This window comes from Rhodococcus sp. NPDC055024 (assembly GCF_053608585.1).
The window spans coordinates 224,545-249,583 of the sequence record NZ_JBSGVT010000002.1 but is presented as its reverse complement, the minus strand read 5'-3'; the positions used below and the strand labels follow the sequence as shown (position 1 = coordinate 249,583).

General features: G+C 62.0%; 21 protein-coding genes. 16 read left to right on the top strand and 5 right to left on the bottom strand.

Annotation, left to right across the window (positions count from 1 at the left end; translation table 11 throughout):
* Nucleotides 1-3 precede the first annotated feature (3 nt).
* Nucleotides 4-1,698, bottom strand: coding sequence for a dihydroxy-acid dehydratase (gene ilvD / locus ACWF6P_RS07625; protein ID WP_452620605.1), 1,695 nt, complete (start codon nt 1,696-1,698; stop codon nt 4-6).
* 142 nt (nt 1,699-1,840) lie between these two features.
* Here ilvD and ACWF6P_RS07620 point away from each other — a divergent pair, with 142 nt between their 5' ends.
* From ACWF6P_RS07620 to ACWF6P_RS07610, 3 genes are all read left to right on the top strand, one after another.
* On the top strand, nt 1,841-2,182 hold the full coding sequence (locus ACWF6P_RS07620; RefSeq protein ID WP_452620604.1) for a hypothetical protein: 342 nt from the start codon (nt 1,841-1,843) through the stop codon (nt 2,180-2,182).
* Between the two features lie 103 nt (nt 2,183-2,285).
* Nucleotides 2,286-3,974 (top strand): alkaline phosphatase D family protein, encoded by a 1,689-nt coding sequence (locus ACWF6P_RS07615; RefSeq protein WP_452620603.1) that lies wholly within the window; start codon nt 2,286-2,288, stop codon nt 3,972-3,974.
* Nucleotides 3,971-5,245, top strand: a complete 1,275-nt coding sequence (locus ACWF6P_RS07610) for an alkaline phosphatase family protein (RefSeq protein WP_452620602.1) — start codon at nt 3,971-3,973, stop codon at nt 5,243-5,245. The genes ACWF6P_RS07615 and ACWF6P_RS07610 overlap by 4 nt, the downstream gene beginning before the upstream one ends.
* Here the strand turns inward: ACWF6P_RS07610 and ACWF6P_RS07605 are convergent.
* Complete coding sequence (locus ACWF6P_RS07605) at nt 5,242-5,799, bottom strand: TIGR03086 family metal-binding protein (protein WP_452620601.1); 558 nt, start codon at nt 5,797-5,799, stop codon at nt 5,242-5,244. The genes ACWF6P_RS07610 and ACWF6P_RS07605 overlap by 4 nt on opposite strands.
* Before the next feature lie 101 nt (nt 5,800-5,900).
* Here ACWF6P_RS07605 and ACWF6P_RS07600 point away from each other — a divergent pair, with 101 nt between their 5' ends.
* The 6 genes from ACWF6P_RS07600 to ACWF6P_RS07575 all read left to right on the top strand — a co-directional run bounded on the left by ACWF6P_RS07600 (nt 5,901) and on the right by ACWF6P_RS07575 (nt 12,374).
* Nucleotides 5,901-6,896, top strand: a complete 996-nt coding sequence (locus tag ACWF6P_RS07600) for an aldo/keto reductase (protein WP_452620600.1) — start codon at nt 5,901-5,903, stop codon at nt 6,894-6,896.
* 45 nt (nt 6,897-6,941) lie between these two features.
* Nucleotides 6,942-8,213, top strand: coding sequence for an MFS transporter (locus ACWF6P_RS07595; protein WP_452620599.1), 1,272 nt, complete (start codon nt 6,942-6,944; stop codon nt 8,211-8,213).
* A gap of 70 nt (nt 8,214-8,283) precedes the next feature.
* On the top strand, nt 8,284-8,712 hold the full coding sequence (locus tag ACWF6P_RS07590; RefSeq protein WP_452620598.1) for a DUF6325 family protein: 429 nt from the start codon (nt 8,284-8,286) through the stop codon (nt 8,710-8,712).
* Nucleotides 8,713-8,736: 24 nt separating this feature from the next.
* Nucleotides 8,737-9,048, top strand: a complete 312-nt coding sequence (locus tag ACWF6P_RS07585; RefSeq protein WP_452620597.1) for an SHOCT domain-containing protein — start codon at nt 8,737-8,739, stop codon at nt 9,046-9,048.
* Between the two features lie 65 nt (nt 9,049-9,113).
* Nucleotides 9,114-11,021, top strand: coding sequence for an alkyl/aryl-sulfatase (locus ACWF6P_RS07580; protein ID WP_452620596.1), 1,908 nt, complete (start codon nt 9,114-9,116; stop codon nt 11,019-11,021).
* A gap of 114 nt (nt 11,022-11,135) precedes the next feature.
* The gene (locus tag ACWF6P_RS07575; protein WP_452620595.1) at nt 11,136-12,374 is read left to right on the top strand and encodes a DUF222 domain-containing protein; all 1,239 of its coding nucleotides are present in this window, start codon (nt 11,136-11,138) and stop codon (nt 12,372-12,374) included.
* Between the two features lie 71 nt (nt 12,375-12,445).
* Here the strand turns inward: ACWF6P_RS07575 and ACWF6P_RS07570 are convergent, their stop codons facing one another.
* Both ACWF6P_RS07570 and ACWF6P_RS07565 read right to left on the bottom strand, forming a co-directional pair.
* Nucleotides 12,446-13,441: an endonuclease/exonuclease/phosphatase family protein gene (locus ACWF6P_RS07570; RefSeq protein ID WP_452620594.1), complete on the bottom strand. Its 996-nt coding sequence runs from the start codon at nt 13,439-13,441 to the stop codon at nt 12,446-12,448.
* Between the two features lie 95 nt (nt 13,442-13,536).
* Nucleotides 13,537-14,958, bottom strand: a complete 1,422-nt coding sequence (locus ACWF6P_RS07565; protein WP_452620593.1) for a short-chain fatty acyl-CoA regulator family protein — start codon at nt 14,956-14,958, stop codon at nt 13,537-13,539.
* A gap of 167 nt (nt 14,959-15,125) precedes the next feature.
* Between ACWF6P_RS07565 and prpD the strand changes: the two genes are divergently transcribed.
* The 7 genes from prpD (at nt 15,126) to ACWF6P_RS07530 (ending at nt 24,501) form a co-directional block, all read left to right on the top strand.
* Nucleotides 15,126-16,628: a 2-methylcitrate dehydratase PrpD gene (gene prpD / locus ACWF6P_RS07560; protein WP_452620592.1), complete on the top strand. Its 1,503-nt coding sequence runs from the start codon at nt 15,126-15,128 to the stop codon at nt 16,626-16,628.
* A complete protein-coding gene (gene prpB / locus ACWF6P_RS07555; protein WP_452620591.1) occupies nt 16,628-17,545 on the top strand; it encodes a methylisocitrate lyase in 918 nt (305 codons plus the stop codon). The genes prpD and prpB overlap by 1 nt, the downstream gene beginning before the upstream one ends.
* Nucleotides 17,542-18,663 (top strand): bifunctional 2-methylcitrate synthase/citrate synthase, encoded by a 1,122-nt coding sequence (locus tag ACWF6P_RS07550; protein ID WP_452620590.1) that lies wholly within the window; start codon nt 17,542-17,544, stop codon nt 18,661-18,663. Before prpB ends, ACWF6P_RS07550 begins: the two co-directional genes overlap by 4 nt.
* 157 nt (nt 18,664-18,820) lie before the next feature.
* Nucleotides 18,821-22,204, top strand: coding sequence for a pyruvate carboxylase (locus tag ACWF6P_RS07545; RefSeq protein WP_452620589.1), 3,384 nt, complete (start codon nt 18,821-18,823; stop codon nt 22,202-22,204).
* A 109-nt stretch (nt 22,205-22,313) separates the two neighbouring features.
* Nucleotides 22,314-23,096, top strand: a complete 783-nt coding sequence (locus tag ACWF6P_RS07540; RefSeq protein ID WP_452620588.1) for an enoyl-CoA hydratase — start codon at nt 22,314-22,316, stop codon at nt 23,094-23,096.
* Nucleotides 23,097-23,174: 78 nt separating this feature from the next.
* A complete protein-coding gene (locus ACWF6P_RS07535) occupies nt 23,175-24,017 on the top strand; it encodes an SDR family NAD(P)-dependent oxidoreductase (RefSeq protein WP_452620779.1) in 843 nt (280 codons plus the stop codon).
* Between the two features lie 10 nt (nt 24,018-24,027).
* Nucleotides 24,028-24,501, top strand: coding sequence for a MerR family transcriptional regulator (locus tag ACWF6P_RS07530; protein WP_452620587.1), 474 nt, complete (start codon nt 24,028-24,030; stop codon nt 24,499-24,501).
* A 6-nt stretch (nt 24,502-24,507) separates the two neighbouring features.
* On the opposite strand, the gene ACWF6P_RS07525 is transcribed toward ACWF6P_RS07530, so the two are convergent.
* The gene (locus ACWF6P_RS07525) at nt 24,508-25,017 is read right to left on the bottom strand and encodes a MarR family winged helix-turn-helix transcriptional regulator (RefSeq protein ID WP_452620586.1); all 510 of its coding nucleotides are present in this window, start codon (nt 25,015-25,017) and stop codon (nt 24,508-24,510) included.
* Nucleotides 25,018-25,039 lie beyond the last annotated feature (22 nt).

Sequence of the window (25,039 nt, the reverse complement as noted above, 5' to 3'; positions counted from 1 at the left end):
GGATCAGCCGCAGACCGCTCCACCCGAGGCTGATCCCACGAGCTTGGAGTACTTGGCCAGCACGCCACGGGTGTAGCGAGGCGGCAACGGCTCCCAGCCCTCCTTACGGGCTTCCAATTCGGAATCGTCGACCAACAATTCGAGCTGTCCGGTACCCACGTCGAGCCGGATCTGATCGCCGTCACGAACGAACGCGATGGGACCGCCGTCGACGGCCTCGGGCGCAACGTGTCCGACACACAGGCCGGTGGTGCCGCCGGAGAATCGTCCGTCCGTCAGCAGCAGGACGTCCTTGCCGAGGCCCGCACCCTTGATCGCGCCCGTGATCGCCAGCATCTCGCGCATTCCGGGGCCGCCCTTCGGGCCCTCGTAGCGGATGACGACAACGTCGCCACCAGTGATGGTTCCGTCTTCGAGTGCGTCCATTGCGGCGCGCTCGCGTTCGAAAACCCGTGCAGTTCCGGTGAATACGTCGGATTCGAATCCGGCCGACTTGACGACTGCTCCGCCGGGAGCGAGCGAACCCTTCAGGATCGTGATGCCTCCGGTCGGGTGAATGGGCTTGTTCATCGCCCGCAGAACCTTGCCGTCGGGATCGGGCGGGGTGATGTGCGCCAGATTCTCCGCCACGGTCTTGCCGGTGACGGTCAGGCAATCTCCGTGCATGAGTCCGGCGTCGAGCAATGCCTTCATGATGACGGGGACGCCGCCGATACGGTCGACGTCTGTCATGACGTGCTTTCCGAAAGGCTTGACGTCGGCGAGGTGCGGGACCTTGGCGCCGACGCGAGCGAAGTCGTCGAGCGTCAGCGGGACGTACGCTTCGTGCGCGATCGCGAGGAGATGGAGCACCGCATTGGTGGAACCGCCGAAAGCCATGACCACCGCGATGGCGTTCTCGAATGCTTCCTTGGTGAGGATGTCCCTGGCGGTGATGCCTCGACGCAGGAGTTCGACCACGGCTTTGCCGCTCTCGCGGGCGAATCCGTCTCGGCGACGATCCGGTGCGGGCGGTGAAGCGCTGCCGGGCAGCGACATTCCCATTGCCTCAGCGGCGCTGGCCATCGTGTTTGCGGTGTACATGCCGCCGCACGCGCCTTCGCCCGGGCAGATCGCCCGTTCGATGGTGTCGACGTCGGCGCGGCTCATCAGCCCACGCGAGCAGGCGCCAACCGCCTCGAACGCGTCGATGACGGTGACTTCCCGCTCGGTGCCGTCGGAAAGCTTGGCGACGCCGGGGAGGGTGGAACCGGCGTAGAGGAACACGCTGGCGAGGTCGAGGCGGGCCGCCGCCATCATCATGCCCGGCAACGACTTGTCGCAGCCGGCAAGAAGAACCGATCCGTCGAGGCGCTCGGCCTGCATGACGGTCTCGACGCTGTCCGCGATCACTTCACGGGAGACGAGGGAGAAGTGCATGCCCTCGTGACCCATCGAAATACCGTCGGAGACGGAGATAGTGCCGAATTCGAGGGGGAACCCGCCGGCTTCCCGCACGCCCTCCTTGACGGCCTTGGCCAGGCGATCGAGGGACAGGTTGCACGGCGTGATCTCGTTCCAGGACGAGGCGACGCCGATTTGCGACTTGACCCAGTCGTCGTCGCCCATTCCTACTGCACGCAACATGCCGCGCGCTGCGGTCTTTTCGAGTCCGTCGGTGACGTCACGACTTCTGGGCTTGATGTCGGGTTCGGTCATTTTCCAAGCATAGGCGTCGGCGGGGTGTCTTTCCGGCAGACGAGCGACTCGAGTTGTCACGAAACGTCGTCGGTCGTGAATAGACTCGTTCCATCACAGTCGGGGCTGAGTGTGCATGCGATTGACGTACAGGGGGATTCACGTGGAGTCGGAATTGATTTCGGCTATCGGGCTTGCAGTTCTGGCGGCTTTCTTGACCGGTAGTGGTGTCTTCCTGGTTGTTCTGACGGTTCTGCACGAGATTGCCCGGTGGAGGGGCCGCTTCGTATCGGTGTGGTTGACGTTCTTTGCCGCACTGCTGATTCTGCCCGTGCTGTTCGGTGCGTTGATCGCCGGCTATTCCGCGTTTTCGGAGGTCGACGGGTCCGAGGCTCTGATTCCGCCGGCGTTCTGGATCCTGATTGTGGCCGGGGGTGCACTCGGCGGTTACATCGGTGTCAAGGTCGGTGTGGTTCGGGGCTCGGTCCTCGACTACCGGTTGTAAACGGGATCGACTGGATCAAACTTCCAGAGAAGCGCAGGCGAAACCTGGGTGAACATCCCGAAGCTCTCTTGAACGGCCGTTCAGGTGCGGGTTCACTCCTAGCGTGCACACGAATGCCTTCGATCAAATATCCAGACGTGGCCTGCTGCAGGGATCGGCGGCCCTCGCCGGCGCAGTAGGTCTCGGTGTCGCTTCGGCGAGCCACGCCGGTGCCGCGGTTCCGGGTGGCAGCCCGGGCTTCGCGCACGGCGTGGCATCCGGTGACCCGTTGCCGGATGCGGTGATCATCTGGACCCGCATCACCCCAACGGCAGAGGCGACGCCGGGTTCGGGCGTCGGGCCGACAGTGACGCTCAACTGGCAGGTCGCGACCGATGAGGGGTTCGCGAGCGTCGTGGCGTCAGGAATTGTCGCTGCTTCGGCAGATTCCGATCACACCGCGAAGGTCGACGTCACCGGACTCGATTCGTCGACGATGTACTGGTACCGATTCACTGCGGGTTCGGCCGTTTCTCCGGTGGGCCGCACCCGCACGGCTCCGTCGAACACGGCAGATCTCGATCGGCTCCGCTTCGGCGTGGTGTCCTGCTCCAACTGGGAGGCAGGGTATTTCGGTGCCTACCGCCACCTCGCATTCCGCGAGGACCTCGACGCGATCATCCATCTCGGTGACTACATCTACGAGTACGGGCAGGGGGAGTACGGCGCGAGGAACGGATCCATCCGTTTGCACGAGCCGGCTCACGAGATCATCTCGCTGGCCGACTACCGAATTCGGCACGCGCAGTACAAGACCGACCCGGATCTGGCAGCACTTCACCTGAAGCTCCCGTTCATCGCCACGTGGGACGATCACGAATCGGCTGACAACGCGTACCGGGACGGCGCCGAAAACCACACGCCAGGGGTCGAAGGCGATTGGGCTGATCGAAAGGCGAACTCGGCCAAGGCATATTTCGAGTGGATGCCCGTCCGCCCCTCGGGTAGTGGTTCGAATGTTCAGCTGTATCGACGGTTCCGCTTCGGGAATCTTGCCGAGATCTCGATGCTGGATCTGCGTACCTACCGTGACGAGCAGCCGACGATGAAGCAGGTCGACGATCCGTCGCGCACCATTACCGGACGCGCACAGATGGATTGGTTGACCAACGGGATCGTCAGCTCCCCGACACAGTGGAAGATCGTCGGCAATCCGGTCATGATCACGCCGTGCGTTTTCCCGCCGCTCGAACCGGCGACCACCGCGGCGTTGACCGAACTGGTGGGAGTGCCGCACGCCGGAATCCCATACAACACCGATCAGTGGGACGGGTACACCGCCGACCGCACCAGGCTTTTCGACGCGATCACCACGAACGGCGTGGACAACACCGTCTTCATCACCGGTGACATCCACACGTCGTGGGCGTGCGACTTGCCGACCAACGCCGCCAACTATCCGGGTGGACCGACTGTCGGCGCCGAGTTCGTCGTCCCGTCGGTGACTTCCCCCAACATCGACGACATGCTGAAAGTGCCGCCGCGCACGGTAACCGTTGCGGCAGAAGAAGCATTCAAGGCAGTGAACCGACACGTGCGGTACGTCGAACTGGATTCGCACGGCTACGGCGTCTTCGAAATCGCCCGCGAAGGTACCCAGATGGACTGGTACTACGTCGACGATCTCACCAATCCGCAGAGCAACGCGCACTACGCCGTGAGCTACCGCCTGCCGGCAGGCGCGGGCAGTAGAGTCTCACCCACCTCGGCCGCCCTCGATCAGGCCTCGTACCGACCAGGAGTCGACCAGTGAGTATCGAAGTTTCGCGTCGCAGCGTGCTGATCGGTGGAAGTGTTGTTGCGGGAACGGCATTGCTCGGCACGCCCGCTCGCGCGAGTGTGCCCACCAGCGCTGGCATCCCGGACCTGGACGTGCATGTCATCGTCGTCGACGGCATGCGTCCGGACGAGCTGCGATCGGAGCTCACCCCGACGCTGACCGGGCTGGCGGCCGGCGGTATTCACTACCCGGACGCGAGCGCCATCACGATCGCGGAGACGCTGCCGAACCACACGGCGATGATGACGGGAGTGCTGCCGGCGCGTTCGGGAGTGCCGGCCAACTCCGTCTACGATCCGGCCGTCGACAAGAAGCGCGACCTCGATCGGCCTTCCGACCTGCAGACGTCGACGGTGCTGGATCGGGTGCGCACCGAACTCGGATTGACCACTGCGAGTGTGCTGTCGAAGCGCTACCTGCACGGGCTGTTCGGTGATCGAGCCTCACTGGTGTGGGATCCCCAGCCGCTCGTTCCCGGTACGGAGCATGCGCCGGACAACTTCACGATCGACGCCCTGATCCGTATCGTCGGCGGAAACTCGCCGCGACTGTCGTTCACGAATCTCGGTGACGTCGACCGCGTCGGGCACCTGGATCTGTCCGGTCCGTCCATTCGTATCGCCCGCACAGCCGCACTTCAGAACACCGACAACCAGGTTCGCCGCTTCGTCGACTTCCTTCACGACACCGGCCGTTGGAATCGGAGCATTCTGATCGTGTTGGCCGACCACTCGATGGACTGGTCGGAACCCGCGAGGCTCATCGGCCTGGATCGACCGCTGAACGCGGACCCGTTGCTGTCAGGCAAGATTCGGATCGCCCAGAACGGTGGCGCAGACCTGATCTACTTCGTCGGCCCCGATGGCGAACGGGCGGAAGCCGTCAGCCGGATTCAGCAGATCGTGGACGGCGTCGACGGCGTCGAATCCAGCCACCTTCCGGCCGAATTCGATCTCGGCACCAATGCCGGTGACGTCGTTGCGTTTTGCGCTCAGGGTTGGCGGTTCAGTGATCCGACTCCACTGTCCAACCCGATTCCCGGCAACCACGGTCACTTCGTGACGCTGCCCATCCCGTTCTTCTTCAGTGGTGGGCATCCCGCTCTCGACGGCGGACGGAAGATCGACACGCAGGCTCGCACGATCGACGTCGCGCCGACGGTTGCTGCTTTGCTCGGCCTCGGTGCACCTGCCGGTGGTTGGGACGGCGTCGCCCGCACGGCGGGTGTGTCGCTGAACGTCTAGCGAGGGTCGCGGCCGGTCAGGGCAATCAGCTTGTCCTGCAACGACGCATCGTCAGGAAGTTCGACGGGAGCGGAGAACAGGCCGCTCTCGGCGAGCATGTCGCGCTGCCCGTCGAGGTCGGACCAGACGGCTTCGACGAGGTCGGGATCGAGGCGCTCGTCCGCGCCGACCGCTCGCGCGAGATCCCAGGCGTGGATCGTGACGTCCGAGGTCTGCTGGCGTAGATACGGTTCCACCTTCACGGTGCCGTACGAGAGGTGAACGTGGGCACTGAGGTCCGTCGATTTCCACGCCTTGATGGCAGCATCGGAATACTTCTGCCATTCGGTCCACAGATCGTCCCCGACGGGAACGATGTCCGGAGTTGCCTCGCCGACTGTCAGTCCGGCCAGGAGCGGCGGTACCCACTGCTGCTCCTCGATGACGTGGCGAACGAGGTGTTCGACGTGCCAGTCGGAGTCGGGCGTGGGTGCGTTCCAGTCCTCGACTGCGGCGAGGCGTGAACCGAATTCGCGGTGGGCGGTGAGCACGAGTTCGAGCCAATCGAATGCCATCACTCGAGGGTAACCCGATCAGCGTGACGTTAATCGGTGCGTGAGGCGTCGATTCGGTGAAGACTGTCGAGGTTGTCGCTCAGTCGAATCGAGGAGTTTTCATGACCGTCCCCACCGTCACTCTGGCCGAAGGTCTCACCGTCAGTGCCCAGGGATACGGCGCGATGTCCGTCGCCCCTGTCTACGGCCCCGTTGATCCGGCCGAGGCGCTCGCCACGTTGCATCATGCGGTGGACATCGGGATCACCTTCATCGACACCGCCAACGTGTACGGCGAGGGCTCGAGTGAGCGTGCGGTGGGAGAACTTCTCAAAGACCGTCGAGACGAGGTGCAGTTGGCGACGAAGTTCGGGCTGGTCGGCAACATCGCCAACGGTCAGCGCGGGATCAACGGAGACCCGGCGTACGTACCGCAGGCACTCGACGAGTCTCTGGGACGACTCGGCGTCGATCACGTGGACCTCTACTACTTACACCGGGTCGACCCGAACGTGCCGATCGAAGACACCGTCGGCGCGATCGCCGAGCAGGTGAAGGCGGGCAAGGTCCGCAACATCGGCCTGTCCGAGGCGACCGGTGACGAACTGCGTCGTGCGTACGGGGTGCATCCGATCGCGGCGATCCAGTCGGAGTGGAGCATCTGGAGTCGGGACGTCGAGAACAAGGTGGTGCCGGCTGCCGCGGAACTCGGAGTCGGATTCGTGCCCTTCTCACCCGTCGGTCGGGGCTTCTTGGCGGGGTCGTTCGATGCGGAGACGCTTGGTGACAACGACCTGCGTCGACGCTTTCCTCGCTTCTCAGAGAGCGCGCTCCCTGCTAATCAGAAGGTTCTCGACGTGGTCCGTGCGGTGGGCGACGAGCTCGGCGCGACGCCCGCACAGGTTTCCCTGGCATGGCTCGACGCCAAGGGCCGTCAGTACGGATTGCCTTCCGTATCGATTCCCGGCACTCGGTTTGCTGCCCGCGTCACGGAAAACGCCGGAGCATTGGACGTCGTTCTGAGCGAAGACCAGATCGTGCGTCTCGACTCACTCGCCGCGATCACCGAAGGGTTCCGTTCAGCAGATCTGAACTGGGTGTCACAGGGTCGCGAATAATCATGTCCTGAGCCTTGCGAAAGACAGGAGTAACATACAGACCCGATGAAAAAAGTGTGGTTGGTCTGGGGTGTCGGTGTTTTTGCCTACGTGATCGCCGTGCTTCACCGCACTTCCTTCGGTGTCTCGGGTCTGTCTGCCGCTGACCGGTTCTCGATCTCTCCCAGCGTCCTGTCGAGCTTCGTCGTGCTGCAGATCGTCGTGTACGCGGGCATGCAGATTCCAGCGGGCGTTCTCCTCGACCGCTACGGTTCGCGGATCATGATCGCTGTCGGTGCGTTCATCATGATGTCCGCGCAGTTGGCGCTTGCGTTCACCGAATCGCTGCCCGTTGCGATCGGTGCGCGCATCGCCGTCGGTGCGGGAGACGCTCTGACCTTCATCTCGGTGCTGCGATTGGTACCGCAGTGGTTCCCGCCCCGGCAGGTGCCACTGGTCTCGCAGTTCACCGGCATTCTCGGTCAGCTGGGTCAGGTTCTGTCCGCCCTGCCGTTCATGCTTCTGCTGACCGGGCCGGGCTGGACGTTCGCCTACGGCAGCGCGGCGGCCGTCGGGGTTCTGGCCTTCGTTCTTGCGCTGACGGTCATTCGCGATGCGCCGCCCGGCGCCGAAGTGGTGGCAGCGCCGGCCGGTGCCAAGGAGATCGGTCGACAGATCAAGACGGTGTGGATGCGACCCGGCACACGTCTCGGGTTCTTCAGTCACATGGGCACGCAGTTTTCGATCACCACCTTCGCGTTGTTGTGGGGTGTGCCCTATCTGAAGTCGGCTCAGGGCCTCGATTCCGCGACCGTCGGCTCGCTGCTGACTCTGTCGGTCATCTCGGCAATCGTGGCCGGCCCGATCCTGGGAATCTTGACCGGCCGCTATCCCATGCGTCGATCGTGGTTGGTTCTCACCATCATGGTGGCCAGTGCGCTCATGTGGACGATCGTGCTCTCACGCAGTGAACCGTCGCCGCTCTGGCTGTTGACGATCCTGGTGATCGTGATCTCGGTGGGCGGGCCGGGTTCGGTGATCGGCTTCGATTACGCGCGCACGTCCAATCCGAGTTCGGCGATGGGCACAGCGCAGGGCATGGTCAACATCGGCGGATTCCTCGCTTCGCTCATCGTGATTCAAGTGATGGGCGTGATCCTCGGACACATGGGCGGATACACGTTCGACGGTTTCCGCGTCGCCTGGATGGTGCAGTTTCCCGTCTGGGTTCTTGGCATCATCGGCGTACTCGTCACCAGAGGTAAAGCCCGACGCGAACTCGCGGCAGAGGGCGTACACGTGCGCCCGATTCGCGAAGTCATACGCCGCAACAAATAGTTCGATCGCGGCAGGTAATTCATCCCCTGCGGGTGAGGTTACTGCGCGCCGGAGCCACCAGGCTTGATGGATGAACGACGCAATGAACATCGGACCGGTCGAGCTCGTGGTGCTGGCATTCCCAGGTTCTACTGTGGATCCCGAAGCGGTTGCCGCGCTGCAAAACGTGGTGGAACGAGGTTTTGTCACTCTGCTCGACCTCGTCTACATCGCCAAGGACGCCGACGGACGGGTGTCGCAGATCGACGTCGACGAAGATCTCACCGACATCGGACTGGCAATACTGTCCATCGAAGCCAAGGCATTGATCAGTGACGAGGATCTGGACGTGGTCCGCGAGTCACTCGAACCAGGCACATCCGCCGCAGTCATCGTCTACGAGCAGACGTGGGCGCGTGAACTCGCGTCGACGGTTCGCGGCGGCGGCGGCGAAGTAGTCCTACACGTTCAGATCCCGCGCGAGGTAGTCGTCGCAGCGGTCGAAGCAGCATTTCAGTAGCGACAATTACCTAAGGAGTTCAGCATGGTTTTTCGAGGTGGACGCAGAGGGCGGCCCGGATTGCTCGGCACGGTGGCGCGCACTGCGGTAGTGGCTGGAACTGCAAAAGCGACGTCCAACGCCATGGATCGACGGAGCCAGCGCAAGGCTGACGAGCAGCAGCAGGAGTACCAGCAGCAACAGGCCCCGCCGGCCCAGGTCGCTCCCGTACAGTCCGTTCCCCCTTCGGGCGCCGACGATCTTGTCTCCAAGTTGCAAGAACTGGGGCAGCTGCATCAGTCCGGCTTGTTGACGGACGCAGAGTTTGCGGCTGCAAAGGCGCAGTTGCTGAGCTAGCCCTGCTTTTTCCCCATTCGAACGGCAACACGGCGTTGCCGTAATTCTGCATGAAAGGCTGGCCCATGATCGACCCCCGCGCAGCATCGGCCGCAATCGAAGCGGCGAACTCCCGAGTCGCCGAGACTCTGCCGTTCTCCGATAACGCCGATTTCACCGATGCGAAGCGGGGTTTCGTCGCAGAGCTCGATCCGGGAGTGGTTGCCGGTTCGGACGGAAAAGTTGTGTGGAACAACGATTCCTACGCTTTCCTTGATGAGGAGTGCCCGCCAACGGTCAATCCGAGCTTGTGGCGTCAGTCGAGGTTGGTCGCCAAGCAGGGACTTTTTGCGGTGACGGATTCGATCTATCAGATTCGGGGACTTGATCTGTCGAACATGACGCTGGTCGAGGGGGAGACCGGAATCATCGTCATCGATCCACTGATCTCTCGGGAAACCGCTGCCGCTGGGCTCGCGTTGTACCGGGAGCACCGTGGTGATCGACCAGTCGTCGCGGTGATCTACACGCATTCACACATCGACCACTTCGGCGGGGTCAAAGGGGTGACCACCGACGACGACGTCGCTGCCGGGCGATGCGTGATCGTCGCCCCCGCGGGCCTCGTGGAGCATGCTGTCGAGGAAAACGTCTATGCGGGAACGGCAATGGCTCGACGCGCGGCGTACATGTATGGGGCTGCGTTACCCCGAGGTCCTCGCGGTGCCGTCGGAGCCGGGTTGGGGCAGACCACCTCCACCGGCACTCCGACGCTCATTTCGCCGACGGTGTCGATCTCGGAAACGGGTCATACCGAGACGATCGACGGTGTTCGGATCGAGTTCCAGATGACGCCCGGTACCGAGGCGCCGTCCGAGATGAACTTCTACTTCCCGGAGTTGCGCGCACTGTGTATGGCGGAGAACGCAACTCATACCCTGCACAACCTGCTCACGCTTCGCGGAGCCCTGGTGCGAGATCCTCACGTCTGGTCTGCGTACCTGACGGAAACGATCAATCGCTACGCCTCGCGATCCGACGTTCTGTTTGCGTCCCACCACTGGCCGACGTGGGGGACCGAACGGCTCACCGAGTTCCTGTCCCTTCAGCGCGACCTCTACGGGTACCTCCACGATCAGACACTTCGTCGAATCAACCAGGGGTGGACCGGTCTCGAAATAGCCGAATCGATCGAACTGCCACCTGCATTGGCTCAGGCGTGGCACACGCACGGGTACTACGGTTCCGTCAGTCACAACGTCAAGGCCATCTACCAGCGCTACATGGGCTGGTTCGACGGCAACCCTGCGCATCTGTGGGAGCATCCACCCGTCGAATCGGCCAAGCGTCACGTGGAGTTCATGGGCGGATCAGCAGAAGTGTTACGAAAAGCTCGGGAATCGTACGAGCGCGGCGACTTTCGCTGGGTTGCGCAGGTAGTGAACTACGTCGTCTTCGCTGAACCGGACAACGTCGAGGCCAAGAACCTGCAGGCCGATACTTTCGAGCAACTCGGGTACGGCGCCGAGAACGGCACATGGCGGAACTTCTACCTCACCGGTGCATACGAACTGCGCAACGGCTCAGTGGGAACGCCCACGGTTGCCGCGGCGCCCGACATCGCCGCGGCGCTGTCGGTGAGTCAAGTCTTCGATGCAGTATCGCTTCGCGTGGACGGAGTGCGCGCAGCGGGATCGCACATCGTCATCGATTGGAACATCACTGACGAAAACATCGTTCACCGAACGGAACTCAGCAACGGCGTATTGATTCATTTCGATATCGATGCTGGGTCTGTGAATGCCGAGTCTGTGAATGCAACGTTCAGTTTGAGTCGGCTCGGCTTGCTCGGTGTGCTGCTCGGTGGTGCGGACTTGGGTGCTGAGATCGCGAATGGAACTATCTCGGTTTCCGGCGACCCTGCGAAGCTCGCAGAACTTGCCGGGTACTTTGACGAGCCGGATCCGAACTTTGCGATAGTCACCCCGACCTAGTGCCGTTTCCCTCGCGAACAAGTTTGTACTTCAACAGGTCTCGTGTTGTGGTGTTCTCGGAAGTTGTCCGTTATGTCCCTAGATATCGAAAGTATGTTCGATTAAACTTTCGGCATGGACAGCCGGGAAGCGTGGCAGCTGGATGGTGAGGATCTCAAAAGTGAGGTTCTTGATCTGGTACGCGTGCGGCACGAATTGCAGTCGCGGATGGTGCTGCTGATCGTGGAGATATTTTCCCGGGAGACTCTGGTCGGGAAGGGTTTTCGGGCGATCGCGCAATGGCTGCACGGTTCGACGAATCTGGAGATCGGTGAGTGCAGCCTGTTGGTCAGTCTGGCGCGATTGCTGTTGCTCGAACCTGTTGTCGCGGATGCTTTTCACCGCGGCGACCTTGATGCGTTGAAAGCTCGTCAGGTGGCGTCGTTTTGTCAGCATCCACCGAAGAACATGACGCCGACGGATGTGGACAAGGCCCGCGGGATCCTGCTTGACCTGGCGTCGAAAAACATCGCGGATTGTGATGCGGTGCGGGCAGCGATCCGACGGATCGAGAAGCAGCACGGAAAACGTGAAGACGGCGTCCCGGTCGGGGAAGATTCGGAGCGTAACGAGTTCTATGCCTCGAAAGGCCTGTACGGGCGCGTGTCGGTGAAAGGTGATCTGGATGCCGTGAACGGGGCACGTTTGATCACGTTGTTGTCGAGTTTGTCGGCGCCGACGCCGGAGAAGGACGGCGTCAAAGACACGCGTACTCCGGCGCTGCGGCGGGCGGACGGGTTCTGCGAACTACTGCGCCGGTACGAGCGGGCGGGGTTGGGTCCGATCGAGGGCGGGGTGAAACCGCACATCACGGTCACCGCCAGCGCAAAAGACATGACGGATCTGCAGGCACTCAAAGACCTCCTGCCGTCCACCGAGGAACTCGGATTTGCGTGGACGGATTGGGTGGGCCCGATCAGCATCGACACTGCACGGATGTTGGCGTGCGACTGCACGGTCACCCGGATTCTGTTGGATGAGAACGGTGTTCCGCTCGACTGCGGTAAGGAAGCAAGGACCGCGACGGTTCCGCAGCGGCGAGCGTTGGCCGTCCGTGATGGTGGGTGTGCGTTTCCGGGGTGCGGGACTCCGTCGGGGTGGTGCGATGCTCATCATATTGTTCACTGGGGTGATGGTGGCCCAACGGATCTCGACAATCTGGTTTTGTTGTGTGGCCATCATCATCGGACGATGCACCACACGCAGTGGCGGGTGGAGATCGGCCCGGATCGGAAGACGGTGTTCTATCCGCCGATGTCGGTGGATCCGTATCAGCATCCGATCGGCGGGAACAGCCCACCCACAGCCGCCTGAACGGGCACAAACTGCAGACGCGAGCACCGGGGCATAACCATGCCCCGGTGCTTGCTCGATCCAGTATCTACTCAAGCCAACGTGATGTCGGCAATCAAGCCGTGGTGATCGGATCCCTCGATCTTGATCCGTTCGAGGGAAGTCGCCACGGCGCCTTTCGTGATGATGTGGTCGATACCGACCACGGCCGGAAACCATTTGTCGGTCGGATAGGTCGGGATCAGGCCGGAACCCAATTGGTCGGCGGCGCTGGTGTATCCGTTCGTGAGGAGATTCCGGAACTGTTTGTTCGAGTACGACGCGTTGAAGTCGCCGCTCACTATCACGTTGTCCCGCCCGGCGACTTTGTCGATGTAGGACCCGAGCCTTCTCTGCTCGGCCGCCCACTCCGAGGCCGGTGAGATGTAGGCCGGTGCCGGATGTACTGCGAAAAGCGTGACCGGTTGAGACAAGCCGACATTTAGCTCGGCGGAGAGTGTTTCAGGTGAAAATCCGTCGAGGCTACGCGGATTGGAGAGCGGAAAGCGACTGTAGATGCCGGCTCCGCCACCGCCGTCGGTGTACGGGACCAGGAATTGGTGGCTCAGAACTTCTTCCAGTCCCGCGGCTTTCAGGGCTTCGGCTTCCTGGTATGTCAACTCCTGGACGGTCACGACGTCGATGTTGCGTTCGCGAACCGTCGCCACAAGCGACTCCGGATCCACTGCACCGACCATCAAGTTGGTCTGCATGATTCGAATCGACGGGCCGGTCGCGGACGTCGATTCCCCAGTGCCACCGATGTACAGCGGGCTCACAGACCATCCGAACAACCCAAGGACGAGGATCGAGGCGGCGCACACGATCCACTGGCGCCCGATACCCGAGACCACGGCGCCGATCAGCGGTGCGATCATCAGCAGAGGCGCTACGGACGCCAGAACGATCACGATGTTGTGATCGACGTCGAGCACGGTCGCGGCCAACGCGGCCAGACCAGTCGCGATTCCGGCAACACCAACCACGGCAGTAAGGCGGCGAAGAACACGCCGGCGCGGGGTCATGGTATCGGGTTGCATGACCTCCATGGAAGCAGAAGAGCGTTGTACCTCCGGGAAACTGCAGGTGGAGGCGGTGCATCCGATTGTTTGCGCCCGACTGTTTGCGCCCGACTGTTTGCGTCCTATCGTTGCGGATACGGCAGATGACTACTGCTGTTCTCGCTGACGGAGATCGAGCGGCCGAGTTGAGGGAAAGCGCGTTGAGAGCACGCCGGTCTGTCGCAGACCTTGCACCCCGCACCGATCGGCACGATGGTCGCGGGGTCGTCCGTCTGGATTCCGTGGGAGTAGACCATGCGATCGGCGTAGCCGATGTCGCAACCGAGCCCGACGGCGAAGTTCCGCTCCGGCGCGAGATATCCGAGTCCGCCGCTGTGAGTAGTGCGCGCCACCCAGAGGTATGTCCGACCGTCGGGCATCTTCGCAACCTGGGTGAGGATGCGTCCGGGACTCGCGAATGCCTCATGGATGACCCACAGCGGGCAACTTCCGCCAACTCGCGAGAAGTGAAAAGCGGTAGCAGACTGACGCTTCGAAATATTTCCGGCACGATCAGTTCGGACGAAGAAAAAGGGAATGCCGCGCTGGCCGTGTCGTTGGAGGGTGGACAACCGGTGACAGACGGTTTCGAAGCCGACCTCGAATTTGAGGCTGAGCAGGTCGATGTCGTATCGCAGGACCTCGGCGGATTCCAGGAATTGGGAGTACGGGAGTAGCAGTGCGCCGGCAAAGTAGTGCGCGAGGCCGATGCGCGCCAGTGCTGCGGACTCGGAACTGAGCGATTCATCCTCAGCGACAAGGGAATCGATCACGTCAGCCTGCGTGAAGAAGGCCAACTGCATCGCGATCTGGAACGCGCGTTGTCCTGCCGACAGACGCCGCGCCAGGGTGAGGATCGACTTGTCTGGATCGTAGAAGCGCTTGGGGCCGAGCTTGTCTGGTTCGTCCGTGCGGATCGTCACGGTGACGCCGTGCTGATCGCGAAGTAGTCGTGCCAGTTGCAAATCCACTGCGCCCACGGACAATCCGTTGTCCAGGAACATCTGCTCGGCAGCGTCGTCCAGAACGGCGATGTGATTCTTTCGGTCGTAGAAGAAGTCCCGAACTTCCTCGTAGGGCATCGGTACGAGTGACACATCGGACGCTGGTTCGCCGGACAACTGCGTCGAGAACTGGTCCAACTGCTCGGTTGCGGCGTGAAGGCGGCGGTGCAACATCACGAGGGTGCGTCCGACCGCCGGCATGCGGGCCACCAATTCGTCCACCTCGGCCAGCGATACGTCCCCAGATTCCGAGGTTTCGGCCAAGGCGTGATGAACGTCCGCAACCAGGCGTGCGTCGGAATCGGAGGCGAAGAATTGCACGTCGAGATCGAACTCGGCGTTGAGCTTGAGAAGGACGGGCACCGTCAGCGGTCGTTGATCGTTCTCTAGTTGATTGACATAGCTGGGGGAGAGTTCGAGTGCCTTCGCCAGTGCGGACTGTGACAGGTTTCGTTCTTCTCGCAGTCGTCGCAGCCGCGCTCCCGCATACATCTTCTTCATCGAATCTCCTCGGTGCCGATCGCGTTCACCCTACCGAGTAGACATTCGCAATATTCGCAACATTGCAGGATTGTTGTTGCACAAATAGGCAATTGCGAGGGCCTATCCCGCGGTGAACGAGCTGCGTAGCGTGCAAATAGATACCGAAGCACGTGAGAAGAGGATCGATGAAGACGCATCTCGTACGCACCCACCGCTCTGCCGAAGAGTTCCCCAAGGAAGACCACCTCGCGTGGAAGATCGCGGAAGTTGCGACGGATTCCGTCGACGTCACCGACGCCACGTCCGACATGATCATCAATCGGATCATCGACAACGCGGCTGTTGCTGCCGCCTCCCTGGTGCGCCGTCCCGTGGTGAATGCGCGGGCGCAAGCACGGTCGCATCCGTATACGCCAGGCTCAACCGTGTTCGGTATCCCCGGTACCTTCTCGCCTGAATGGGCCGCCTGGGCCAACGGCGTCGCGGTTCGTGAACTCGACTTCCACGACACGTTCCTCGCCGCCGAGTACTCGCACCCCGGTGACAACATCCCGCCGATCCTCGCCGTCGCTCAGCACACCGGCCGCGACGGTAAGGATCTGATTCGTGGCCTGGCAACCGGCTACGAGATCCAGATCGACCTGGTTCGGGCTATCTGCCTGCACGAGCACAAGATCGACCACGTCGCACACCTCGGCCCCTCGGCCGCCGCCGGAATCGGAACTCTGCTCGGCCTGGGCACCGAGACTGTCTACCAGGCAATCGGCCAGGCACTGCACCTCACGACGGCGACACGGCAGTCCCGCAAGGGTGAGATCTCCAGTTGGAAGGCATACGCGCCTGCGCTGGCCGGCAAGGTTGCCGTCGAGGCAGTCGACCGTGCGATGCGCGGTGAAGGTGCACCTTCACCGATCTGGGAAGGCGAAGACGGCGTCATCGCCTGGCTGCTCGGTGGGCCGGACAAGGAGTATCACGTTCCGCTTCCGGGTTCGGGCGAGGCGAAGCGCGCCATCCTCGACTCGTACACCAAGGAACACTCCGCGGAATACCAGAGCCAGGCACCGATCGACCTGGCTCGCCGGATGCGTTCTCGTGTAGGTGATCTTGACCAGATCGCGTCGATCGTCCTGCACACCAGCCACCACACCCACGTCGTCATCGGCACCGGTTCTGGTGATCCGCAGAAGTTCGACCCCACCGCGTCACGCGAAACCCTCGACCACTCGGTGATGTACATCTTTGCCGTTGCGCTACAGGACGGTACGTGGCACCACGAGCATTCCTACGCGCCCGAGCGTGCACAGCGCGAGGACACGATCGAGCTGTGGAACAAGATCTCCACGCGCGAAGATCCCGAATGGACACGTCGTTACCATTCGACGGATCCGGACGAGAAGGCTTTCGGTGCTCGTGCCGAGATCACCTTGAAGAGCGGCGAAGTCATCGTCGACGAGCTGGCGGTAGCCGACGCGCACCCACTCGGCGCACGTCCGTTCGCTCGCGATCAGTACGTCGCGAAGTTTCGCACCCTCGCCGAGGGCGTCATCGAGCCGTGCGAACAGGATCGTTTCCTGGACGCCGCACAACGCACAGCGCAGCTGAAGGCCGGCGAGCTCGATCAGCTGACCTTCACCGTCTCCGAAAACGTTCTTGCTCGGGCACCCAAGGTCGCGAAGGGACTCTTCTGATGACGGGCCTCATCGCAGCATCGACGTCCGCGGCCGACAAGCGCGTCGCTTTCCGCGCCGGGCTGACCTCCGGCAAGATTCAGCGCTTGCCCGGTGCCATCAATCCGCTGACAGCCAAGCTGATTCAGGAAATCGGGTTCGAAGGAGTCTACGTATCCGGCGGTGCGTATTCCGCCGGGTTGGCGCTTCCCGACATCGGACTGACCACGTTGACCGAAGTCGCCGGCCACAGCAAGCAGATCGCGCGGGTCACCGACCTTCCCACGCTCATCGACGCTGACACCGGATTCGGTGAACCCATGAGCGCCGCCCGCACTGTCACCATCTTCGAGGACGACGGTATCGCCGGTCTGCATCTCGAGGACCAGATCAACCCCAAGCGCTGCGGGCACCTCGACGGCAAAGCGATCGTGCCCACCGAAGACATGGTTCGCCGTGTTCGTGCTGCGGTGTCGGCGCGCCGTGACCCCAACTTCGTCATCTGTGCACGCACAGATGCTGCCGGTATCGACGGTATCGACGCCGCGATCGAGCGAGCAAAAGCCTATGCGGACGCCGGTGCCGACTTGATCTTCACAGAAGCCTTGGCCACCGAGGCCGACTTCGAGAAGTTCCGCGCAGCAGTCGACACTCCGCTCCTCGCGAACATGACCGAGTTCGGGAAGTCGAATCTTATTTCGGCGAAGACATTGGAAGAGATCGGTTTCAACGCCGTCATCTACCCCGTCACCACCTTGCGGTTGGCGATGTTCGCCATCGAAAAGGGCCTGCGCGAAATTTTTGCGGAGGGCACTCAAGAAGGACTGCTCGGTGAGATGCAGCATCGGAGCAGGTTGTACGAGATTCTCGAGTACGAGCGCTACAACGAATTCGACAGTGGCATTTTCAATTTCAGCTTGGATGGGAGTAGGACATGACCGAACAGATTCCGACGATCTACAAGGGCTTGGCCGGAGTTGTCGTCGACACGACGGCTATCTCCAAGGTAGTGCCCGAGACGAATTCGTTGACGTATCGCGGTTACGCAGTGCAGGATCTTGCCGCGAACTGCAGCTTCGAAGAAGTTGCGTACCTGCTTTGGTACGGCGAGTTGCCGACTCCCGAGCAGCTCGAATTACTCTGTCTGCGTGAGCGTGCAGCCCGCCGCGCCGATCGCTCGCTTCTCTCACTCCTCACCAAGATGCCAGACAATTGTCACCCGATGGACGTGGTCCGGACGGCGATCAGTTACCTCGGCGCCGAGGATCCGGCGGAGGATGACAACTCGGAGAAGGCCAATCTGGTCAAGGCACTGCGGATGACGGCTGTACTGCCGACCATCGTGGCAGCCGATTTCCGGCGCCGCCGCGGTCAGGATCCCATTGCGCCCCAGTCGGATCTGGGATTCGCCGAGAACTTCCTGAACATGTGCTTCGGCGCCGTTCCGGAGTCGGCGATCGTGAAGGCCTTCGAAGTCTCGCTGATCCTGTACGCGGAGCACTCCTTCAACGCCTCGACGTTTGCCGCACGTGTTGTGACGTCGACACTCTCGGACATCTACAGCGCAGTGACCGCCGCTATCGGCACGCTCAAGGGCCCGTTGCATGGCGGCGCGAACGAAGCCGTCATGCACGACATGCTCGAGATCGACGACCCCGACCGCGCGGAAGCCTGGATGTCGGAGAAGTTGGCTGCCAAGGAAAAAGTCATGGGCTTCGGGCACCGCGTCTACAAGAACGGTGATTCGCGTGTTCCGACCATGAAGCAGGCGCTCCTCGACGTCGCGGCGGCGACCGACGGCGAGAAGTGGGTGCAGATGTACGAGATCCTCGAAAAGACGATGGTCAGTGCAACCGGAATCAAGCCGAATCTCGATTTCCCTACCGGCCCTGCGTATTACCTCATGGGTTTCGACGTCGAGATCTTCACGCCGATCTTCGTGATGAGTCGTATCACCGGATGGACGGCGCACATCATCGAGCAGGGGCAGTCCAATGCGCTGATCCGGCCGCTGAGCCAGTACTCGGGCGTGCCACAGCGAACTGTCGTGGCATGACGGTGGCATGACGCCCCTTTGATACTGCGTCGGCGAGGTTCGGTTCTGGCATCACCGTCTCCTGGCCTCGTCGACGCTTCTCCACGCATGGCCCGCACTTTCCCGTGCGGGCCATGTTCATTTCGCGTACTGACACTCTCGACAGCGAAGGTTTTCCATGTTCTCCAAAGTGCTTGTCGCCAACCGAGGCGAAATCGCCATTCGTGCGTTCCGCGCCGCCTACGAACTAGGTGCCGGAACCGTGGCCGTGTTTCCGTACGAGGATCGAAACTCGATCCACCGCACCAAGGCCGACGAGAGTTACCAGATCGGGGAGGTAGGTCACCCGGTTCGGGCGTATCTTTCGGTGCCCGAGATCATCGCCGCTGCCCAGAAGGCTGGCGCCGACGCGATCTACCCCGGCTACGGATTCCTTTCGGAGAACCCTGAACTGGCTGCCGCATGTGCGGACGCCGATATCACCTTCGTCGGCCCGTCGGCCGAGGTACTGGAGTTGACGGGAAACAAGGCCCGTGCTGTCGCGGCTGCGCGGGCGGCAGGGCTTCCCGTCCTCGAGTCGTCCGAACCGTCCACCGACATCGAAGCCCTGATGAGCGCGTCGGAGCTCATGGAGTTTCCGCTCTTTGTCAAGGCAGTTGCCGGAGGCGGCGGACGAGGGATGCGGCGTGTCGCGGAGCGGGGCCAGCTGAGAGAATCGATCGAAGCTGCTGCGCGCGAAGCTGAATCAGCGTTCGGTGATGCGACGGTATTCCTCGAACAGGCGGTGGTCGACCCGCGGCACATCGAAGTGCAGATCCTCGCAGACGGTGAAGGAAACGTCATTCACCTCTTCGAACGAGACTGCAGTGTGCAACGGCGCCATCAGAAGGTAATCGAACTTGCGCCCGCTCCGAACCTTCCAGCCGGACTTCGGGGGAAGATCTGTGCCGATGCTGTGGCGTTTGCGAAAGCTATCAACTACTCGTGTGCAGGCACTGTCGAGTTTCTGGTCGATACCCGTGGCAATCACGTGTTCATCGAGATGAACCCGCGAATCCAGGTGGAGCACACCGTCACCGAGGAGGTGACCGACGTCGACCTGGTTCAGGCTCAGCTGCGAATTGCTTCTGGTGAATCGTTGTCCGACTTGGGTCTTCGCCAGGAGTCGATTGTTCTGCGCGGCGCTGCACTGCAACTGCGCATCACCACCGAGGATCCCTCCAACGGATTCCGACCGGATACCGGGCGCATCACGGCCTACCGAACCCCGGGTGGTGCCGGCGTTCGCCTGGACGGCGGGGCTACCCTCGGGGCAGAGGTCGGTGCCCATTTCGACTCCATGCTGGTGAAGCTGACCTGCCGCGGGCGCGACCTACCCACTGCGATTTCGCGGGCAAGGCGCGCGGTCACCGAATTCCGAATCCGAGGGGTTTCTACCAACATTCCCTTCCTACAGGCAGTGCTCGACGACGCAGATTTCCGGGCAGGGGAGGTGACGACGTCGTTCATCGAGGAACGTCCGGGACTACTTACGTCGCGGGTCTCCGCGGATCGTGGCACCAAAATCCTCACGTATCTTGCCGACGTGACGGTGAACCGGCCGCACGGGGAGCGGAAGTCGACCGTCTACCCGCACGACAAGCTGCCGAAGATCGATCTGACTGCTCCGCCGAAGGACGGTTCCAAGCAGCGGCTGATGAATCTGGGGCCGACCGGATTTGCTGCGGCCTTGCGTGAACAGAAAGCGGTGGCGGTCACCGATACTACCTTCCGCGATGCGCATCAGTCGTTGCTTGCGACCCGGGTTCGTACAAGCGGTCTGCTGGCGGTGGCCGGTCACGTCTCCCGAATGACTCCGGAACTGTTGTCGCTCGAGGCGTGGGGCGGAGCTACTTACGACGTCGCTCTGCGTTTCTTGAAGGAAGACCCGTGGGAGAGGCTCGCCGCACTGCGTGAGGCCGTGCCTAACATCTGCCTGCAGATGCTTCTGCGCGGACGCAATACCGTGGGGTACACGCCCTATCCGGAGAAAGTGACCACGGCATTCGTAGCCGAAGCAGCGAGAACTGGGATCGACATCTTCCGAATCTTCGACGCTCTCAACAACGTCGATCAGATGCGGCCGGCGATCGACGCAGTACGTGAAACCGGTACGAGTGTGGCGGAGGTGGCACTGAGTTACACCGGCGATCTGTCTGATCCGGCGGAGACGCTGTACACACTCGACTACTACCTGCGGTTGGCGGAGCAGATAGTCGATGCCGGGGCACACGTTCTGGCGATCAAGGACATGGCAGGACTGCTTCGTGCACCTGCAGCCGCGACACTTGTATCTGCACTGCGCAGCAACTTCGACCTCCCGGTTCACGTGCATACTCATGACACTCCGGGTGGTCAGTTGGCTACGTACCTGGCAGCATGGCAGGCCGGGGCCGACGCAGTGGACGGGGCGTCTGCCCCGATGGCGGGGACAACCAGTCAGCCTGCACTCTCGGCGATCGTTGCGGCGGCTGCACATACGGAGTTCGATACCGGTCTGGAACTTGGATCGGTGTGCGATCTCGAACCGTACTGGGAAGCGCTGCGAAGGGTCTACGCACCGTTCGAGTCCGGCGTGCCCGCACCGACGGGTCGCGTCTACACCCATGAGATCCCGGGTGGCCAGCTCTCGAACCTCCGCACCCAGGCGACCGCCTTGGGTCTCGGTGACCAATTCGAAGACGTGGAAGCGAATTACGCTGCTGCGGATCGGATGCTCGGACGGCTGGTGAAGGTGACGCCGTCGTCCAAGGTAGTCGGTGATCTTGCGCTCCATCTTGTGGGTGCAGGTGTCAGTTCGGACGAGTTCGCCTCGGATCCAGCCAAGTTCGATCTACCGGAATCGGTGATCGGCTTCTTGCGCGGGGATCTGGGTACACCGCCGGCCGGATGGCCGGAGCCGTTCCGCACGAAGGCGTTGGAGGGGCGGGGCGCGGCGAAACCTGAAGTGTCGCTTTCGGAGGATGAGAGCAAAGCGTTGAGCGCCGACCCCGCACAGGTGCGCTCCACGCTAAACCGCTTGCTGTTTCCTGGTCCGAGCAAGGAGTTCCTCGATCACCAGGAACTGTACGGAGACACGTCGCGATTGTCGGCGAATCAATTCTTCTACGGTCTGCGTCGTGGTGACGAGCACCGAGTTCAGCTCGAGCAGGGCGTCGAACTGATCATCGGACTCGAAGCGATCTCGGAACCGGACGAGCGCGGATTCCGAACCGTGATGTGCATCCTCAACGGTCAATTGCGGCCGGTGTCGGTGCGAGACAGAAGCATCGCGGATACCGTTCCGGTGGCTGAGAAGGCTGACCGAAGCGTTCCTGGGCAGGTACCGGCACCGTTCGCCGGTGTGGTCACACTCACTGTGGCACAGGGGCAGAGCGTCGAGGCCGGTGATACTGTCGCGACGATCGAAGCGATGAAAATGGAGGCTGCGATCACCGCGCCCCGCGCCGGTACTGTCGCCCGACTTGCGATCGCCGAAGTCCAACAAGTTGAGGGCAGTGATCTGCTTCTGGTTATCGAGTAGGCGCAGGCTGGGTGAGGTTCGCACTATCTGCAACTTTGCAGCGAGGATTCGCAAAGATATTCAAGTGCAATGTGTTTCGTCTATTCGAGGTCGAAATAGTGTGAGTGTCATGACTGAAACGCACGCAGACATCTCGATCATCCGTCGTGGCCATACGCTTGACGTCGTGTTCAACCGGCCGGAAAAGCGCAACGCATTGACCCCGCAGATGTACGACGCCATTGCCGGAGCTTGCCGACGCGCCGATTCCGACCGCGAGATCCGGTTGCTTACCCTCCGCGGAGCTGGGGGAGAGGCATTCTCGGCGGGCTCCGACATACGCCACTTTCAGACTTTCTCGAGCTTTCACGACGGTCTCGACTACGAAAGTCGGTTCGTCTGCGTGCTGACCGAACTCGAGAAAGTGCGGGTCCCCACACTGGCGGTCATCGACGGAGTGTGCGCGGGCGCAGGGCTGTTGCTGTCGGCAGCGTGCGATGTGCGGATCGCGACGCACGGGTCCCGCTTCTGTCTTCCGATCGCGCGCACACTCGGAAACTCGTTGTCGATCCATTCCGTGGCGTTGCTGGCGGACAGGATCGGCAGTTCGCGTCTGATGTCGTTGGTCGCTCGGGCGGGGGTCATGTCGAGCGACGAGGCACTACGGAACGGCTTCCTCAGTGACTGCGCAGCGGAGACCGAGTTCGCGGGCCTGACTGCCCAGGTCTCGCGGGAACTGCTGGCCGCTGCTCCGATGACCGTGTGGACGATCCGAGAGTCCCTGCGACGCATCAGGACCCGATCGATCACCGACAACGATGATCTGATGAGCATGATCTACAGCAGTGACGACTTCAAAGCCGGCGTCGACGGTTTCCTTCGCGGCGAGCGACCGGTCTGGGCCGGCGTGTAGTTCGGCGGTAGAACTAAAGGCTTGCGTTGGAGCGCGCTCTAACCCCTAGCGTTGCCGAACATGACAACAAAGACCTAGATCATCACTGGAGTTTCTCAGGGTTTCGGACGTGAACTCGCACTGTCCGCACTTCGATCGGGGGACGCGGTAGTCGCTGCAGTTCGTCGTCCCGAGTCCGTTGCAGATATTGCGTCGGCGAATCCGGATCGGTTCTCGGCGGTGACGTTCGACGTCAGAGATACCGCAGCAGCTCCGGGCGTCGTCGAACATGCGCTCGGGCGTTTCGGTCGCGTCGACGTGCTGGTCAACAATGCCGGTCGTGGGATGGTCGGCGCGGCGGAGATGGTGGACGATTCGACCTTGCGGGATCTCATGGAACTGCACCTGATCGGACCCGCCGCGTTGGTGCGCGCCGTCCTCCCGTCGATGCGGGCGCAGGGCAGCGGGACGATCGTGCAGATGAGCAGTCAAGGCGGCCGGATGTCGTTTCCCGGTGTCGGGGCATATTCGGCGTCGAAGTTCGCTCTCGAGGGTTGGTCGGAGGCTCTTGCCGGTGAGGTCGCGCAGTTCGGCGTTCGGGTGATGATCGTCGAGCCCAGTCGATTCCGTACGGCATTCAACACACCTGGCGTTCTGAGCTTCGCCGAATCATCTTCGGAATACAGTGATTTGCTCGATCCCGTTCTGCGGGACATGGCGGCGGCAGACGGTGTTCAGGAGGGTGATCCGGAGAAGGCAGCAGAGATCATCATCTCGCTTGTGCACAGCGAGAATATGCCACTTCGTCTGCCACTCGGAAAGGAAGCCGTGGAGCGGGTGTCCGCGTCGTATCGGAAGAATCTCGCCGAGGTATCCGTCTGGGCCGACCTGGCTCGCAGCGCCGATTTCGCGGATGCTGCCGGACCTGTCCGCCCGTTCTAGGCTGAGAGTCATGGCTACCGAAGACTTGATGCGTAAGGCGCTCGAGGCACTTGGGGAAGTGGACGGGCCAATGTCGATCGAGGTGATTCACCGACTCGTCGATGCAGGGGACGTTCAGGAGCCGATGTCGATCGCCGAAGTCTCGGACCTGCTGGATGTCTCGGCACATACGCTGCGCTACTACGAGAAGATCGGTCTGGTCGAGGTCGATCGTGACTCGAGCGGATATCGTGTGTACGGTCCGGAATCTGTTCGCAGGCTGGTGTTTCTGACCCGCATGCGCATCTCGGGTATGGCGATTCGCGACCTGCAGCACTACGTCGAACTGGTCGACGCCGGTGAAGGGACAGTTCCGGAGAGGCTCGACATGCTGCTCGAGCACCGGGACACCGTTCGGCGGCAGATCAAGGAACTCACGCTGTCTCTGGCCGCGACGGAGTACAAGATTGCAACGTACGGTGGGCGAACCGGGGAGCAGGAGTAGCGCCGGTTACTTGTCCTGCATTCGATCGAGCCCACTTTCCATGGATACTGCCAGTCGCTCGAGCGCGGCAAGGACCTTCCCTCGGTCTCGCCCGAGTTGGGTGAACAATTCACCGTGAGCGGCGAGTTCGAGTGGGAAGACGTCGTCGACAACTTTCTTTCCCTGGGCGGTCATCGTGATCAGTGCAGACCGCCGATCTTCGGGATTGCTCGCGCGGGAGACAAGGCCTCGCCTCTCCAGTCGTGCGAGTGCCTTGCTGACCCCGGCCCGAGACATACCGAGGCGTTCGGCGAGACGAATAGCGGTGACAGGTTCGTCTGCGTACCTCAGTGGCACAAGCAGTTCCACTTCCGACACGGTGAGATCCGCGGTTTGGTATACCGGTTCGACTGCTAGTTCGAGAAGCGCCGTAATCCGTTTGAGTTGCGCGACTACTTCCATGGGCGAGGTGTCGAGGTCGGGATTGTTTTCGGCCCAGAGGTTGCAGGTACGGGAGCGGAGTGTTGGTTCGTTCACGATTCCTCAACTTTGTTAACCG

Bases quoted from the DNA above. Each gene is read 5' to 3' on its own strand.
- ilvD (WP_452620605.1), bottom strand. From the start codon at position 1,698: ATGACCGAACCCGACATCAAGCCCAGAAGTCGTGACGTCACCGACGGA.
- ACWF6P_RS07605 (WP_452620601.1), bottom strand. From the start codon at position 5,799: ATGGCATTCGATTGGCTCGAACTCGTGCTCACCGCCCACCGCGAATTC.
- ACWF6P_RS07600 (WP_452620600.1), top strand. From the start codon at position 5,901: ATGACCGTCCCCACCGTCACTCTGGCCGAAGGTCTCACCGTCAGTGCC.
- ACWF6P_RS07595 (WP_452620599.1), top strand. From the start codon at position 6,942: ATGAAAAAAGTGTGGTTGGTCTGGGGTGTCGGTGTTTTTGCCTACGTG.
- ACWF6P_RS07590 (WP_452620598.1), top strand. From the start codon at position 8,284: ATGAACGACGCAATGAACATCGGACCGGTCGAGCTCGTGGTGCTGGCA.
- ACWF6P_RS07585 (WP_452620597.1), top strand. From the start codon at position 8,737: ATGGTTTTTCGAGGTGGACGCAGAGGGCGGCCCGGATTGCTCGGCACG.
- ACWF6P_RS07580 (WP_452620596.1), top strand. From the start codon at position 9,114: ATGATCGACCCCCGCGCAGCATCGGCCGCAATCGAAGCGGCGAACTCC.
- ACWF6P_RS07575 (WP_452620595.1), top strand. From the start codon at position 11,136: ATGGACAGCCGGGAAGCGTGGCAGCTGGATGGTGAGGATCTCAAAAGT.
- ACWF6P_RS07570 (WP_452620594.1), bottom strand. From the start codon at position 13,441: ATGGAGGTCATGCAACCCGATACCATGACCCCGCGCCGGCGTGTTCTT.
- ACWF6P_RS07565 (WP_452620593.1), bottom strand. From the start codon at position 14,958: ATGAAGAAGATGTATGCGGGAGCGCGGCTGCGACGACTGCGAGAAGAA.
- prpD (WP_452620592.1), top strand. From the start codon at position 15,126: ATGAAGACGCATCTCGTACGCACCCACCGCTCTGCCGAAGAGTTCCCC.
- prpB (WP_452620591.1), top strand. From the start codon at position 16,628: ATGACGGGCCTCATCGCAGCATCGACGTCCGCGGCCGACAAGCGCGTC.
- ACWF6P_RS07550 (WP_452620590.1), top strand. From the start codon at position 17,542: ATGACCGAACAGATTCCGACGATCTACAAGGGCTTGGCCGGAGTTGTC.
- ACWF6P_RS07545 (WP_452620589.1), top strand. From the start codon at position 18,821: ATGTTCTCCAAAGTGCTTGTCGCCAACCGAGGCGAAATCGCCATTCGT.
- ACWF6P_RS07540 (WP_452620588.1), top strand. From the start codon at position 22,314: ATGACTGAAACGCACGCAGACATCTCGATCATCCGTCGTGGCCATACG.
- ACWF6P_RS07530 (WP_452620587.1), top strand. From the start codon at position 24,028: ATGGCTACCGAAGACTTGATGCGTAAGGCGCTCGAGGCACTTGGGGAA.